Annotated in this window: 13 protein-coding genes; 3 read left to right on the top strand and 10 right to left on the bottom strand. The window is 34.3% G+C overall.

The genetic code is table 11. The features are described from left to right. Nucleotides 1-310 precede the first annotated feature (310 nt). The gene (locus tag ACECE_RS31695; RefSeq protein WP_235715926.1) at nt 311-880 is read right to left on the bottom strand and encodes a hypothetical protein; all 570 of its coding nucleotides are present in this window, start codon (nt 878-880) and stop codon (nt 311-313) included. A gap of 47 nt (nt 881-927) precedes the next feature. Then, nucleotides 928-1,746 carry a transposase gene (locus ACECE_RS31690; RefSeq protein ID WP_235715925.1) on the bottom strand — a complete coding sequence of 273 codons (819 nt, stop codon included), beginning with the start codon at nt 1,744-1,746 and terminating at the stop codon, nt 928-930. 161 nt (nt 1,747-1,907) lie between these two features. On the opposite strand from ACECE_RS31690, the gene ACECE_RS0208760 reads away from it, so the two are divergent. After that, on the top strand, nt 1,908-2,912 hold the full coding sequence (locus tag ACECE_RS0208760; RefSeq protein ID WP_010246698.1) for a hypothetical protein: 1,005 nt from the start codon (nt 1,908-1,910) through the stop codon (nt 2,910-2,912). A gap of 27 nt (nt 2,913-2,939) precedes the next feature. Then, entirely contained in the window at nt 2,940-4,244 is a 1,305-nt protein-coding gene (locus ACECE_RS0208755) for a hypothetical protein (protein WP_010246697.1), read from the top strand. A gap of 183 nt (nt 4,245-4,427) precedes the next feature. Here the strand turns inward: ACECE_RS0208755 and ACECE_RS0208750 are convergent, their stop codons facing one another. From ACECE_RS0208750 to ACECE_RS31685, 8 genes are all read right to left on the bottom strand, one after another. Next, nucleotides 4,428-5,402 (bottom strand): hypothetical protein, encoded by a 975-nt coding sequence (locus ACECE_RS0208750; RefSeq protein ID WP_010246696.1) that lies wholly within the window; start codon nt 5,400-5,402, stop codon nt 4,428-4,430. Further along, a complete protein-coding gene (locus ACECE_RS0208745) occupies nt 5,386-6,459 on the bottom strand; it encodes a GNAT family N-acetyltransferase (RefSeq protein WP_235715924.1) in 1,074 nt (357 codons plus the stop codon). The genes ACECE_RS0208750 and ACECE_RS0208745 overlap by 17 nt, the downstream gene beginning before the upstream one ends. Nucleotides 6,460-6,461: 2 nt before the next feature. Continuing rightward, the gene (locus ACECE_RS0208740) at nt 6,462-7,772 is read right to left on the bottom strand and encodes a B12-binding domain-containing radical SAM protein (RefSeq protein ID WP_010246694.1); all 1,311 of its coding nucleotides are present in this window, start codon (nt 7,770-7,772) and stop codon (nt 6,462-6,464) included. Continuing rightward, nucleotides 7,772-9,106, bottom strand: coding sequence for a B12-binding domain-containing radical SAM protein (locus ACECE_RS0208735; RefSeq protein WP_010246693.1), 1,335 nt, complete (start codon nt 9,104-9,106; stop codon nt 7,772-7,774). Before ACECE_RS0208735 ends, ACECE_RS0208740 begins: the two co-directional genes overlap by 1 nt. Before the next feature lie 3 nt (nt 9,107-9,109). Beyond that, nucleotides 9,110-10,390, bottom strand: a complete 1,281-nt coding sequence (locus tag ACECE_RS0208730; RefSeq protein ID WP_010246692.1) for a B12-binding domain-containing radical SAM protein — start codon at nt 10,388-10,390, stop codon at nt 9,110-9,112. Beyond that, entirely contained in the window at nt 10,387-11,004 is a 618-nt protein-coding gene (locus ACECE_RS0208725) for a class I SAM-dependent DNA methyltransferase (protein WP_010246691.1), read from the bottom strand. Before ACECE_RS0208725 ends, ACECE_RS0208730 begins: the two co-directional genes overlap by 4 nt. Nucleotides 11,005-11,312: 308 nt before the next feature. Then, entirely contained in the window at nt 11,313-11,693 is a 381-nt protein-coding gene (locus tag ACECE_RS0208720; protein ID WP_010246690.1) for a hypothetical protein, read from the bottom strand. A gap of 122 nt (nt 11,694-11,815) precedes the next feature. Further along, on the bottom strand, nt 11,816-13,951 hold the full coding sequence (locus ACECE_RS31685; protein WP_010246689.1) for a copper amine oxidase N-terminal domain-containing protein: 2,136 nt from the start codon (nt 13,949-13,951) through the stop codon (nt 11,816-11,818). Nucleotides 13,952-14,109: 158 nt separating this feature from the next. Between ACECE_RS31685 and ACECE_RS0208710 the strand changes: the two genes are divergently transcribed. Continuing rightward, nucleotides 14,110-14,649 (top strand): ISNCY family transposase, encoded by a 540-nt coding sequence (locus ACECE_RS0208710; protein ID WP_010246688.1) that lies wholly within the window; start codon nt 14,110-14,112, stop codon nt 14,647-14,649. Nucleotides 14,650-14,664 lie beyond the last annotated feature (15 nt).

The following is a 14,664-nucleotide window of genomic DNA, read 5'->3' as shown; positions in this document are numbered from 1 at the left end:
TTGTCATCTGTGTTTATATGCTAATCATTGGAAGAAAACAATGTAATCAGTACCTTGGTACCCTTTAAATTTAAAGATTCGGGTGTATTACAAAAAACTAATTTAATTTATTAATACTATAACTATTAGGCATTTGCAAAATGACTTAAAAAATCAGATGTAAAAAGTTAGAAGAGATGTAAAATGGACTTTGATAACTTAAGAGGGATATATGTTAGTGATTTGACTGAAAAACCAGAACCTTGTTGATGAAATTACAGCACAAATAAGCTTATGTATAAGACATAAGTTTCAAGAGTAAGTTAGTAAATCAAGCGATTAAAGGTTTTAAACTACGTATATACTTGTGCTCATGAATTTTATCTGCAAGTATTACAGTAATTAGTTGTGTGATACCTGCGAGATATAAATCTGCTTTAATAGTTAGGTTGTCTCTTGTTTTAAGATTACCACAGGCCATAGGCTCCTTAAGGTATTGAATGTTTTTTTCTACTACAGTCCTAATTTTGTAGTCAGAAATCCATTCGTCAGAGCCTCTAATCACACCTGGATACATGCGTTTATCCATGGCAGGAGATGTGAAGGTTACACGACCGCAAGGCTTGCCATTACAGGGGTTATCACAAGAAGTAACCCATTTACCTTTAATTAGTTTTGCCTGTGGGCACCGCCATTTGAATCTTTCGATTCTTCCTTCTTCTCGGCTCCAGCCATTTGGTTTCATTGGTACAGAAGAATCTTTGGAGCAAAGTGGCCAACCATCATCATTGTATTTAATACGCGGAAGATTAGGGTTTTGATTTCTGGAATTTTTTTTTATTATAGCCCCTTTGAATGTTAAGAAAATATAAGAGCAATGTGTAGGTATCGCACGTATCAAAAATTGAATCACCAAGGAAAGTGCTTGGGTTAAAATGGAAAAAAATACTAAAATAAGTCTGCAAATACTGGTTTAAGGGATTTGGAATCACTAATATATTTTTCTTCGCCTGGAGGATCCGATTTTTTCACAATGTGCATTTCAGGATGTTTTTTTTTGAAGTCACTATCCAAAAAGGCAATATGTCTTGGAATGCCGAGGCCGTTGGTGATAATGCCAAACTTGTAGACATAGCAGAAGTAGCCGTTTATGTAGAGTTGCTTGATTTCTTTGTTTGCAGAGGCTGAAGAAGGCATAAGGCTATAAGCCATTTTATATACATCGACATCAGGCTTGTCCTTGTAGAAAGCCTTGAGTTTTTTTATGATAGAATTTATGAACTTTGGGTTATTCTCAGTTACAAAGGTTTCAATACCTGAAGTATCATAAGCGATAGTGGATGCAAGAGTAGTGTTAATTTCCTGGCAAATAGGTTCTGTAATATCTACAAGGTGGTTAAAGAAGTTTTCCAGGTAAATAACGAAATCTTGTTTGAACCGTGTAAACTGAGAGTTATGAGGGACGTCTGGAAGGCCACAGAATTCACGGGCTTCATGGCATAAATTAAGAAAAATAATGAGTAGCGAAACTGTAGGAATGCCAAGAATTTTCTGCAGAACTAATGCTGAAAGCATTGAAGAGAGTGAATATTTACGGTCTCTCCCTAGAGTTTTGTGGTAAGACCAATAAAAATCCTGTGGTATAAGCGAAGATAAATCAAGATGTTGTGAGAGTAGCTTAAGAAATTTTGGCTTATTATTTTGAAAAACATCTTTACATTCTTCGAATGTGTCAGCAAAAGAAATTTGTTTATAAAGTTTTACCATTTGTTTTCCCCTTCTCTTGTTTAAAATTGGATTAGATACCTATATTTTACTAGAAGCAGAGGGGGAAAACAATAAAAATATCAATTTGAAATGCAGTAAATTCAAGCGTTATAGCATTTCGCAAATAACTATTAATTAATATCAAAAGGGGGATTGAAGTTATGGCAGAAAGTGATATTCGTTTGGACAACGAAGTGGTTATTATCAAAGGTGCAACACTAAAGTCTGAAACATGTGATTTTAATCTCGACAATTACGACAGAAGGATTGACAAGGATCAATCAAAACTCAGGCGGGCATTGGTTCATGACCAGCAGGACGGACTTACCATCAATTACGATCAAGATTATCCGGGAGGCGTCACAATCAGAGCAGTTAATAAGCTTGAAGGAGACCCAAGAAACCCTGAACATAAGGATGGTATAACTGTACAGGCAAGAGTATTGAATTGCCAGGGAACGGATATCCAACTGGATTGCAAGGAGAGGCATGCATTTGATGCAAACGGCAATCGAATAGCCGGACAAAGAAGGGCTTTAGTACATGATTTTGATGACAGTCTTGTAATTAATTATGGGCATGATTATCCCAGAGGAGTAAAAATCAAGGCTGTAGATTTGCTTGAAGGTAATCCTTCAGCTACTGAGCATGCAGATAGCATAACTGTTAAAGCGAGAGTTCTCAACTGTAAAGGAACTGACATTATTTTAGACTGTATTGAACGGCATCCACTTGATAATAATGGAAAGCGAATAGAAGGTCAAAGAAGGGCTTTAGTCCATGACACAGATGATAATTTGACGCTCAACTACCTAAATGACTATACAGGTGGTGTAAAAATCAATGGAGAAGTCAGTTTTCCGTCTGGGAAGCTTAAACTGGGAGAGAATGTAATTAAAGTTACATCTAATGGAGCTTCTATAGATATTGCTGAAAATGTAAACGTCTCCAATGGTAAGCTGGAAATTCGTAGAGGTACCTCTGAAAGTATAACCTTCGCCGGAAATGAAATCATAGTGAAACGAACTGAATCCAATTACGCAGGTCCCTATGAAGCACGCTTTGAGTTGGTAAAGACAGTCCGGGATCTTCAAAATACTGTGATGAAGCTCCAAAATAAGGTTACACAGTTGGAGGCAAAACTGAAGGAAAATAAGGCTAATTAGTTTATTTCACTTGAAAGGAGGTGCAACATGGGTTCAGTTGCCGATTTACTAAAAAAAGTGAACTTTGAGAATACGAAAGCTATTGAAACAGCAGAAAACATTTTTAGCGCTGTATCAAGCTGTGTATCAATTTTTTCAACTGTGCAGGCTGCTGCAGGATTGCTCGGGCTGCTCTCTTCTGAAGAAGACAATACGCTACAGAATTGTCTCTTTGAATTAATAAATGATATTAATGAGCTTATTGGATCGGTTATTGAAGAAATGAGCCAACATGATGAACTTGAAAGAATTAGAATGTTGACCAATTACAAGATAGAATGCCGTTCGGCTGCTAATATTGCAGCACATTACTTAACTAACCCAGAAAACTATGACATACAGTATGCTTATGCTATGGGTAACAGCGCTGTTTTCAAACTACGTGATGACTCCAGTTTCAGGCGCTTGAAAAGTCCTGATCTTATACTGCATATTTTTCTCTACGGTGGTGATCTGGATGGAAACGGATATCCAATTCCTGCATATGATTTAGAATTAACCCCCCCGGATCCCACCTGGGATTACCGTTATTCTTTACCTATTCTAATTGAGGCGACTGCAAACTACTTGACGGTCTTAAAGGCATTAGAACCCGAATCTTTCGTGTCTATTCACTGGGATGAGATTGTGGATCTTACCAGAGCTATGTGGGAAATCCATGCAAAAATGATAGAAGGTATATTAATAATTTGCCCTCCAGAGAATGAAGTTGGAAGATTGCGTTACTATGGTCCATTTAATGCTGAGGAGACAAATCCGGAGAATTATTACTTTGGATGGTACGGATATAAGGTAGGAACATCTCCAGAGACTGAGGTTGTGGGAATAGGTGAAACGAGCCTAAACGTAATTTTAAACCCTTATGGTGCAGTCGATTCTTACTCTACTGTAAGTTCCATAGAATCATATCCTCCATATAGACTGGTTGGACGTATAGAAACTGAAAGGGCCCCCAACGATGAGGATTTCCGAAAGTTTTATACATGTTTTCAAGTCAGGGCACTTAAAAGGAAGATGGAAGTATACAATACGATTGGGCTTCCTTCTGTTTGGAATACTTTTGTTGAGTTGTGCAGATTACTTAACGTTTCTGTTCAAGAGCATGCACAATTTCTCTCATACTGGTCAATAAGAACAGTTGCAGGAGTTGTAGAACCATTTGGCATCTTTAAGAGAGAGGAGAATAACGTGATAAGTCTAAGAAGTCTGATGTATTCCATAAAATCTCCTGATCCTATTGAAGTTAGGAACATGCTGGATGTAGGAGTAAAAGAACATACTGTTTGGTGGTGAAACTTGGTTCTGTTGTAGAAAATGACCTGCATTCTAATACCTCAATTAGTAAATTAATGATCCAATTATATCCATGCAATTTATTTTTGCAACAGAACCTAATCTTCTGTTATCTTTTTATCCTATTTTAAATCCTATTGTACCGTCAATTACAAGTAATAATAGTTCAGTATTTGATCATATTTATTTGAAAACATTATTTTTTATAATTTCTTGATTATACTCCAAAAGATACGCAAATCGACATAAAAGTTTTGTTATAAATCTACTTCCGCTAAAAGCTGCCATATACCTTTCTTCAATTTCGCAACCCAACCTGCACTTTGTATTTTCGGCCGTCTGCCCGAAATCAATGGTATTTACTTTATTTTCTATTCCTATCTTTAGCATATGCAACAGCATATTATAATAAAGGTCAAAAGTATCTCTGAAATTATAATTCATTCCACCTAAAACAAAGCTCATGAAAGTATTATTTATGTAATACATTACAAAAGCAACAGGTTTTTTCTCATTATAAAAAACATCAATATTGCAATTTGATAATTGAAAAAAGGTTATAGGCAATGTTTCAAGCGGGAATTGACTGTGCTTTAAAACTTGGAGATATAGCTCATAAATCTCATTATTGAAATCCGAATTGTTAATTCGCAAAGATTTTAAGTTTTGTCCTTTTTCCAGTGCTGTTTTAATTCTTCTTCTGTAGGAACTGCGAAGCTTTGTCAGATAATCTTCAAAATTCTCAAATGTGTTCAAGAAAATACAGCTTGAAAGAGTTTTCCCAACCGCTGTAGAGTTTTCATGAATATTTAGTGTGTCCTCTTTCTCAAGATTAAGTATTAAAAACAAACCTTTTTTCTTTTTATAATCATCAATCATCTCTTGCACGTTACCAATATATCCCTTGCAATCAACCGAAGCAGGAGGAGCTATAACTATAAACGGAAGCTGCACTTTAATTTTACCGAAGGTAAACAGATTCAATTTCATCTTATATTCGCAGGCGCAGTAGGACGGATGAATTACTGCCTTAACCTTGTGTTCTTTTGTGAGGGCAGATAGTATAATATTACTTGAAAGCCAACGATTTGCATATACTTTTTCATCCCATTCATTATTAGGAAGAGAAATTTCCATTCCTTCAAATTTCTTTTTCATAGGTAAAATACTCCTTGTAGTGCTGCTTTGTGTACCGGCTTGTTAGCGATTTAGATTTTATATTTTCATCTAAAATCCAACTGCTCATTATCTTATTTGTGTTTTTGGATGTTTCTTTTATTGCTGCATCAAAAAGAGACAAAGCTACACCAAATTGTCGGTATTTAGGTAAAACAGCTATTTCTACAACTTTTGCTGTTTTGGGTCTTTTAGCCAATAGCTTATATTTAATAAAGGTCATAATGGAGGCACCTTTTCCAACAGGCACAAGCTCGTTATAATCGGGATACCAAAGTATAAAGCCAATATCCTCTCCATTTTGTTTTGCAAATATAAGATTGTGATTTTCTAATAAAGGTCTCATATCCTTGAACAAATCTGCATCTTCATCATAATCTCTGAAATAATAATACCTATGCCCCTCAAAAATTTTATTATTAAGGTCGGTATATCTTTTCATTGTTTTATTAAAGTCTTTACCAAAATCAGCATATTCTATAGATGTCTTTTCAATTTGTTTTTCAAATTTCTTTATATCTTCATCAATTCTCTCTCTAACCAGATTTGCAACATCAAAAAAGCTTACGAATTTGACCTTTGAGAAATTTTCAAAGTATTTATGATAATATGTCGGCGAATAACTTTCTCCAAAAGAAGGTACATCTGTATTCCCACCAAACCCAACACTGTAGTTAACATGTCCATCAAGGGCTACTACTATTTTACTGCAAGCATTTTTCCTGCCAAATTCCTCTGCATAATTTATTAATATAGAGACAGCTTTATCGCACTCTGGAAGGGCCTCAAAAAAGGATACACAAAGCTCTTTGGGCGCTTTATTATTTATTATCAACACACAGGCACAAAGAATTTCACCATTTTCCTTAACGCAAACGATCTCCTGCAAGGAAGATTTAAAAAAAGGACGGTTCTTTTTACAAGCAATATTAATAACGCCAGTCTTATTATCTTTAAAGTTCTTATCATCCTTATAAACTTTTTTCATAAAAGCAAGATATTCTCTTAATTCAATTTTTGAAAGCTGCAATTTTACCACCCTTAAATTATATTTGGGGTAATTCCTTTTGAAATCTGATATTTGTAATATAAATTTACATAAAAGTAAAACAGATTTTTTAATGGATGCCTAAGAGAATCTTTTCTCAGAATTGTACGTTTAATTATGCTTTTAAGAGAAAAAACTTCTTTGTATAATTTCCAATATTCATCTGTCAGTGTTTCTGCCGACATATTCATTGGCTTATGCACCGCAAAAGCCCCGTTGAACTGATAAATATCCTCACTTATAAGTCTTCCGGCCTCTTTCATTTCATTATAAAAAACTGTTCCGGGAATTGGAGTCAGAATATAAAAGCGTGGAACAGTTATTTTGTTTTCTGTTATAAAATCTGCAGTATTCCGAATACTTTCAACTGTATCACCATCTGCACCGACAACCATTTCCGTCGAAACATCGATACCTGCAGCTTGAATTTTTCTCATCTGCTCTTTGTATCTTGATACTTTAGCCCAAGACTTATGCATAGTATTGAGGCTTTCCTGGGAAATGCTTTCAATACCGAAAGATAAGGAAATACAACCGCTTTTGGCAACAGCCTTTAACACTTTCTCATCATCTGCAATTGAGATTTGGCACTGGGAAAGCCAGGTCATATTGAGTTTCTCAATCTCAGCACAAAGTTTTAAAAGATACTCTCTATCAGAAAGTATATTGTCATCTAAAAGAAGGAACTTCTTATATCCCAACTTTTTAATATATTTAATATCCCTGATGACTTCGGAAATTTCACGGCGCATATAGTGATTTTTATACAGGCAATAAACAGAGCAAAACGAGCATGAATTCGGACAACCTCTTCCTGCTTGAACAGGCAAAAAATTTCCAATCCTTTTACCCTTAAAAATCTCATATTTCGGAAGAGGATAACTCAAATTCTCAAGCGGAATATTATAAAACTCCTGCAAGTTGTCATTTTCATAATCTGAAATAAGTTTTGGAAACGCTATTTCGCCATCACCAATAATAACACTGTCGCAATACTTTTTGGCTTCTTTGGGCATAAGACTTGCCATATACCCGCCCATTACAACCGTTTTTCCACGTTTTTTAAATTCTTTTGCAATATCAAGGCTTCTTATAATTGCATGCCCCATACCTGATATTGCAATTATATCCGCACCGGTTTCAAAATCAACATCCTCTATTGTTTCAAGGCAGCATTCAAATTCCCAATTTGGAACAAGCGAGGCTAATATTGCGGGAGCAAGCCCGACAAAATATAGCCGTGATTTTTTAATCAGCTTTTTACCCTCAAAATAAGGCGTTGATTGAATAAAATATACCTTCACTAAAATCCCCTCATTTTTCTTTTTAAATAAGAAGTCAACATATTTTTATAAAATTTAATATCCATAAAATCATAAATTCCTGACTTTTTTGCTAAGTTGTAAAGGCGCAGCACCAGCTTATAATATTCCATATAAAACTGCTGTTTTGTAAGCTTTTCAGGCTCCAAAACAAGATGCAAAAAGTCGTATTCTTCAATATCTTTCGAATTGATTTTATCTTTATACTCTTCATATAACGGTGTACCCGGAATCGGCGTAAATATAGATACTGTCACATATAAAAGCTTTGTTTCTTTAACAAAACGATATAACTTATCAAAGTATTCTTTATCAGCAGAAATTGGGGCTATCAAAAGTGCGATGCAATGAGCGTTTGCGTTTCCAAGCACTTCAATACATTTTCTGTTTTCATCAATACTTACTTGCTTATTCATAGCCAGTAATTCTTCATTACTAATCGCTTCAAGTCCGACAAGAAAATACTTAAAACCAATACTGCAAAGCTCTTTGACTATGTCTTCGTTATTTGCTACGAAATCAGCTCTTGCATAACAGATATATGTTTTCTTTATATTATTTTCTTTAACCAGTCGGACAAATTCCAAAAGGCGGGATTTATCAACTAGAAAGTCATCGTCAACTATCTGAACATTTTCACTTTCAATTGTCTTGAGTTCCTCAATAACCAAAGATAAATCTCTGGCCCTGTATTTTCCTCCTGCAAGCAAGGTGCAATAGCAAAAATTGCAATTATAGGGGCAGGAAAACGCTGTTTTAATTGTTGCGACCTCTTGCAGATGCAAGTAATGATATTTGCTTTTATGCTTATTAAAAAAACTGCGGTCAGGTATTGGCAATGAGTTTATGTCAATTGGCAAAAGCTCATTTTTAACATATTGCCCCTCTTTTTTATATATAAGTCCATTGATTTTTGACAATTCCGTGCCTGATAAAAGTTCACCAAAATCAAAGACACTCTCACTTCTTAATAAGTAATCAATGTTGTCATCGTAAAATTGCTCATAGTTACGTTGAACATGAACCCCTCCGACAACTGTAATTATATTGCTGTTAAACTCTTTTGCAAGGGAGCAGTATTCGATCATTAGTTTTTGCTGGGTGATATACCCTGTAACTGCAACAACATCTGGCTTTTCCCGAAAAATCGTATCTTTTACGCTGATATTTTCAATCAATCCATCGTAAATATAGCTTTCGATACCCCTGTTTTTAAGCTCGGTGTAAAGATATTCGAGTTCTAATGGTTCGTTATCGAGTATATTTATAAAGCTCAATTTATTAGGTGCCTGAGGACGAATTAATAATACTTTCATGTTTCACCTTCCTCTAATAATCTTCTTTATATACTGCCAACTGATTTGAGCTGCTCCAATTGACAGTTTCAAGGTTGTTTTTATTCCATAACGTTTAAACATATACATAACATTTTGCGGCATCATTGTTATCTTATAATAAAGCTTTAAAATCTCAAAATAATATCTTCCTGCACTGATTTTTTCGGGCTTTATTACAAGATGCGCCATGTCCCACTTTTCATGTTCGTTATATGGAATAATCAATTGATCTTTGTATTTATCAAAATACGGCGTGCCTGGCATTGGAGTAAACGGCTGCAAATTAACAAAAACAAGTCCTAGATGCTTTATATAATTATAAAGATTTTTGAAATCCTTTTTATCCCAGTCAACGCCTAAAATTATAGTTGAATAACATTCTATTCCATACTTTTTTAATGTCCTGACTGCTTTCTCATTGTCTTCAAGTTTAGATTTCTTATTAAATTTATCAAGCTCATTTTGAGTCGACGCCTCTATTCCTACAATTACTGAATTGAGCCCAACTTTTGATAACGTCTCAATAATATCCTCATTTGCTGCTATGAAGTCTGCTCTGCCGTACACCAGAAAGTTCTTTTCAATTTTATTCTCTTTAATTTTATGAGAAAACTCCAAAAGCCTTTCACCATTAAATAAAAAATCATCGTCGACAATGTAAACTTCTTTTTGAGGAATTTGTAAAAGCTCTGCTATTACATCATCGATCTCTCTTGCTTTGTAACGTGAAACTTCCTTGCAAAAGCAGAAATTGCAATTATAAGGACAACCGAAAGATGTTTTAATAAGTGCGCATTTATTAGCAAATAAATAATAATATTTTTCAGTATATCTTTCCGGCAAATTCCTATAAGCATAGCGCACGCTTGTGTCATCGCAATTGGAAATTTTATAAAATTCCTCTGCGCTTCTTGCTATATAATCTATATATTCGCATTTAAAATCATGGGGGCAAACGGTGGCATGGACACCTCCGACGGCCACTTTTATATTCTTATTTATGTTTTTTATAATTTCTGCATATTCTTTCATAATGCCGATGTGACTGATATAACCTGTTATGCCAACAAGCTCTGGCGAAAATTTACGGATAAAATACTCTATTGGCTTCTTTTCCAATATCATATCCACAATTTCAACTTCATGCTTATTTGCCCTAAGTACAGCCGATAGCTGCATAAGCTCAAGCGGTTCACATATCATTACACTTTGAAGCCCTATAGTTTCTTTATGCGGACGTGGACGAATTAATAGTATCTTCATAGTTTTCTCCTCAGAACAAAGCCACAAATCGATGGCATAAACCATTTTTCCTTAATCAAGAAGCTTTCTTCTATAACAAAATATTCTTTTGCCTGATTTATAAACTCTTTTTTGGAAAGATAATTTGCCTTTTCTGCGGTCATTTCAACAATAGACATGACTATTCTATCGTAAATACCGTTAATACTGCCTTGAATAAATATTGCCATACCATTTTCATTGAGCAGGGAAGCAACCTTTTTCAAAACAAGCTCTTTTTCCTGATAATACGGAAAGGAATGACAACAAGTAACAACATCAAATTTAATTTTTGTATCATATTCCTCGGCATAAACGCAATCGAACTTAGCATCAATATTTTTCGAACGTGCAAGCTCTATCATTTGCTCCGATTTATCAATTCCGAACAATTTACTTCTTGAGAACTCATTTCTTACTTCACTGAGCAATTGTCCGGTAGCGCAGCCCACATCAAGCATTGAGAAATCGCTTTTGCAGCGTTTTAATATAGAAAGCACCTTTTTTCTTGTAGGAGTTAGTGAATATTTTTGAACCCATAAAGAATCATATTTTTTTGAAAGTTTATCCCAGATTGAAACTTTTTTTAGTATCAAAATTAGTCCCCCATATCAGCTTAAGTAACAGCTAAAAAATAATTTCCTATCTTAAATAACGAAAAAATCCGATTTAATTATATTCACACAAAACATTCTGAATTTTCGGCTATGTCGAAATATGTTGTTTGTTTAAATTTTACCACAACTTCACCAAAACTGCCATGGAACTAATTCTTAATTTAGGCATAAATGAAAAACAACTTCCGTTTTTTTGCGATACACCTATGCGAAGCATGCGTATTATTGCAAAATTATAGCGAAAGTTATTTTTTCATTACTGGTACAACAACTTCAAAACAAATAATCTATTGTTTTTCCGCCTTTGAAACTGGCATTATAACAATAACAATTTCACAAATAAACAAATAAAGTACTAAATATAATAAGAAATATAACTTACCATGAGTCCCAGTAAACAATCCCATTTTATAAAAAACTGATACCATAATTACGGCTATTAATAAATCTATAACATCAATTATTGGTGAACCAATAACCTTACGATTGCAATAATAGCAAGTATCATTTTTCTTTCTCTTCTTTGGTTGTTTCCAAAACAAAGATTTTCTCCTTCTAGCTGGCTGTTTTTGATATAATGCAATTCCTTTCTTCTTACAGTAAGGACATACAAAAGAAGGTTCCATAATCTTTAATAATAAATCGACAACTTTACCTGGTATTTCCATCAGTTTTATCCCCCCATTATCTGGTGCCTCAAACAGAATTAATTTCGGATTGTTCAAAATATTATGCCTTATTCCAAACAATATTAATTCATCATTAGATAGCGTATTTTTTAAATCATATATTAATGTCTTATACTTACTGTTTGTGTATCTTTATCCCAGTTTACCTCGGCATTAAAACTCTCTGCAGCAAACCTGAGCGGTATAAGTGTTCTGCCGTTTTTAACAACAGGTGCAGCTTCAAGTAGTACTGCTTCATTATTAACATAGGCTTTATTATTATTGATTTCCAGTTTAACTTCTTTGTCATTACCAGTTATAGTTACAGTTTTTGTTTTTTCATCCCACTGAACATCTGCTCCAAGAGCTTCAAATACATACCTTGCTGGAACAAGTGTACGGTTCTTTGACATTTTAGGTGCAACATCAAATATAATAGGCTTTCCATTTACAAGAACTTTGATTATATCTTTCGGTATAGCCGTTTTGATAGAATAATCACCCACTAAAATATATCTGTATCCTGTCCAAGCTATAGCATAGTTTCCTGCATGTGGAAGATCGGATATACTCCAGTTAATTCCATTTGTCGAATAAACTATATCGCAATTAGTATCAAGAGCTAAATATTCCTTTCCATTCCAAGAGATATCTCTAGTAATCAAGATATGATCAAGATCATCTGTAGTATTTTTAGATACAGTAGTCCAAGTAATACCATCTTTAGAAATGAGGGACTTATTATCATTACCAAAAGCTACAAATTGCGTCCCGTTCCAAAAAACCTTGTTACAGCGGCTAAAATCACTACTAGTCCTCTTGCTCCAATTATTCGCATCAGTGGACGAAAAAATATTGTAACCAACAGCAACAAAAACCTTATCATTAGATGCTATGTCAGACACGTATCCATCAAAATCAATTTTGTCCCATTTCTTAAGGTCCTCCGACGACCAAATAAAAGTATTCGAATAACTTGTAATCATGAAATACTTGTTTTGAATAAATTTAAATTTAACATTCGACCAGTCTTCAATAAACGGATATGGAAATGAAGAAATAACCTTCCATTCCGTTCCATCCTCCGTACCATAAATGATTCCATTTCTATCTAACGCAACAAATTGTTTTCCATTCCAGATTACACAAATAAAATCAGTTTTTGTATTAGTGTTACATTCAGTCCAAGCTAATCCGTCAGAGGATACATATGCCACTCCTTCGCATCCAACAGTTAGATAAGTTTTGCCGTTCGAAGCAATCGAATCCAAGGTAAATATAGGTCTAACATCAATACGTTGCCAGGTCTTGAAATCCTTAGATATAATAAATGATCCATCTGCTACAATACCTATGTATTGTTCTTTAAAATATATCAGATCCCGAACCGATGACATTCCTGAAGTTTTAGAAATCTCATTCTGTTGTATTAAGTTCCAATCACTAATATTTTCAGTGTATACAGCTTCTGATGTATTGCCGCTTAATAAAAGGAAACCATTAGCTGTGCAAATTTCATGTTCGAACAATCTATAACGTTCATCAACTGCAATATTTGTTTCTTTCCACAGAAATCCATCATTAGATATATATATTTTTCTTGGTTCATTGTAAATAATGAAATTTCCATTAAACGAAGTCAGAAAGCTGTCAGCAGTTTGTACTGGAGTATCTAATTTATCCCAATAGATACCGTCTGCTGATATCATTGCTTTATTCGTATTATGAATTAATGCAAGGAATGTTCCATTATTAAAAGCCATAGAATCAATGAAGGTTTGAGCAAATTCTTTTGCGAACCACTCTACACTATCAGTTGAATATAATATTACACTCTTATTTTTGTAATAATCAGTTCCATAGGTGACAAGAGATTTTCCACTCCATAAAATTTCTTGTAAATTCATCGATATTTCTGACTTTTTCATATTCCAACTATCGCCATCAGAGGATGTTATTATTACTCCGCAATCACCTACGGCCACAAATTCCTTTCCTGTCCAAACAATGTCATTAAGGTCATAATTGGTTGCGATTTTTTGCTGAGTCCAGTTCGTACCGTCAGTGGATTTGAAGATTATTCCATTGTCGCCCACTGAAATACAAATATTATCGTTTGCAGCAATAGCATTCTTAAATAACGCACCAACACTTATTTCCCAATCAAGATCTTCCATTGCCAAACAACTTATAGACAAAACTGAAATCAACATTACTGCAACTGTAACAAACGCTATAATTTTTGATAACTTTTTCATTTTACCCCCCAAATTAAATCAATTATTTAGTTATTTGCGAAATGCTATAACGCTTGAATTTACTGCATTTCAAATTGATATTTTTATTGTTTTCCCCCTCTGCTTCTAGTAAAATATAGGTATCTAATCCAATTTTAAACAAGAGAAGGGGAAAACAAATGGTAAAACTTTATAAACAAATTTCTTTTGCTGACACATTCGAAGAATGTAAAGATGTTTTTCAAAATAATAAGCCAAAATTTCTTAAGCTACTCTCACAACATCTTGATTTATCTTCGCTTATACCACAGGATTTTTATTGGTCTTACCACAAAACTCTAGGGAGAGACCGTAAATATTCACTCTCTTCAATGCTTTCAGCATTAGTTCTGCAGAAAATTCTTGGCATTCCTACAGTTTCGCTACTCATTATTTTTCTTAATTTATGCCATGAAGCCCGTGAATTCTGTGGCCTTCCAGACGTCCCTCATAACTCTCAGTTTACACGGTTCAAACAAGATTTCGTTATTTACCTGGAAAACTTCTTTAACCACCTTGTAGATATTACAGAACCTATTTGCCAGGAAATTAACACTACTCTTGCATCCACTATCGCTTATGATACTTCAGGTATTGAAACCTTTGTAACTGAGGATAACCCCAAAGTTCATAAATTCTATCATAAAAAAACTCAAGGCTTTCTACAAGGACAAGCCTGATGTCGATGTATATAA

Origin of the sequence: Acetivibrio cellulolyticus CD2 (assembly GCF_000179595.2) — a bacterium.
Taxonomy (GTDB): domain Bacteria; phylum Bacillota; class Clostridia; order Acetivibrionales; family Acetivibrionaceae; genus Acetivibrio; species Acetivibrio cellulolyticus.
This window is presented reverse-complemented; position numbering and strand designations above follow the sequence as displayed.